General features: G+C 36.2%; 1 protein-coding gene and 1 pseudogene. Both read left to right on the forward strand.

Translation table 11 applies throughout. The features are described 5' to 3' along the window. Positions 1-409 (forward strand): mucin-binding protein (locus AABI20_RS07540; RefSeq protein ID WP_421825121.1); only part of this gene is annotated, 409 nt, incomplete at its 5' end. A gap of 381 nt (positions 410-790) precedes the next feature. Next, a pseudogene (locus tag AABI20_RS07655) lies at positions 791-1,120 on the forward strand (IS30 family transposase); the annotation flags it as partial. Positions 1,121-1,419 lie beyond the last annotated feature (299 nt).

Genomic DNA, 1,419 nt, shown 5'->3' on the forward strand with positions numbered 1-1,419 from the left:
GGTTTCAACCGATGCTGTAACGGGTGAAAAGACTTATGGTAATTGGACAGCCGATCAAAGCTTTGCAGCAGTGACAAGCCCAACTTTGAAGGGTTACACGCCTGATCAAACGAGCATCGCTGCTCAGAATGTCACGCCAGATTCAAGTGACTTGGTTTACACGGTCAAGTACACGAAGGATGCCCCAACAGTCACAACTGATACGACGGCAACTGATAAACATGATGAAAATACGGTTACTCCACATCAAATTGATAAAGTTGTTAATTCTCAAAGTGACACCAATCATGTTTTGCCAAATACAGGATTGAGGTCTGAACGAAACAAGTCTAATTCAAATCTTTTATTTGCTTTATTTACTAGTTTTGCAGGACTGGGAATTTTCTCGCGTCGTAAGAGAAATAAGTAATGAGTACTAAATGAATTGGCAAATTATATCCACAAAATGATTTGAACATATCGTTCATTAATCATTATCAATCTCTTTTAAAAGCAGTCGAGACTAAAAGGAAGTCTCGACTGCTTTTTTAAATTGCTAGTCTTATTAGCATTGTTTAAAATGTTTGGAATAAATTAAGTTAATTTCTTGGCAGGTTCTATAATTAATTCGAATAGCAATTGAAAAATAAACTTACTAACCAAAATCCAGTCATCAAAAGCTGCGGGGCCTACCAGAGAGAGCATTGATCTGCCACTGGTCGGTTCTTAATTTATAATATTAGGTAGTTTTCTATCTTTATCACAATGTAAATTAATCAAAATATTTGTCTTATATCAAGAGGTATTTACAATGGATTGCCGTCACTTAACTTTAGAAGATTGTGTTAAATTAGCAATCTGGATTGGAGAAGGTTTCTAATTTAACACAAATCGCTACTCGCCTAGGTTTGGCTCGCTCCACCAAACAACAGAAGATGGGCCTGCGTTTACCCGTTAATCGTGCTAAAAAATGTATCGGGCACTTTCTGCTCATCAGCTTGCCGAATATAACCAGCATTCAAAAATAAGGATGCGTCCGCGTAAATTATCCAATCATCGAGCCACTATCATCAAAAATCGATTTCTAGAAGATAAGTGGTCACCAGAACAGACTGTTTACAGCAGTCGTAATTTTAGTGTGTAAGTCACTGATGAATTTAGTGAAGATGACTATGACATGGTCTTTGTGATTGGTAAAGATAGTAAGCCTGTTGGTCGTGTACGTTCCGCATGATTATACTTATTTGGTGGACTTTTTGATTCAATTGTTAAAAATGAACAAACTAAAGTGCTTTAAAAAAGGCAGATTCTATAATTAATTCGAACGAAAATTGAAAAACAAAAAACCCAAAGAATTCTTTACAATGGTAGTTGCTAGACAAACCATGAGGAGAAATTCTTTGAGCTATTCAATTTTAACATCTTATGATCGTGGCGCCA

It is taken from the genome of Fructobacillus cardui, assembly GCF_963580785.1.
Taxonomy (GTDB): domain Bacteria; phylum Bacillota; class Bacilli; order Lactobacillales; family Lactobacillaceae; genus Fructobacillus; species Fructobacillus cardui.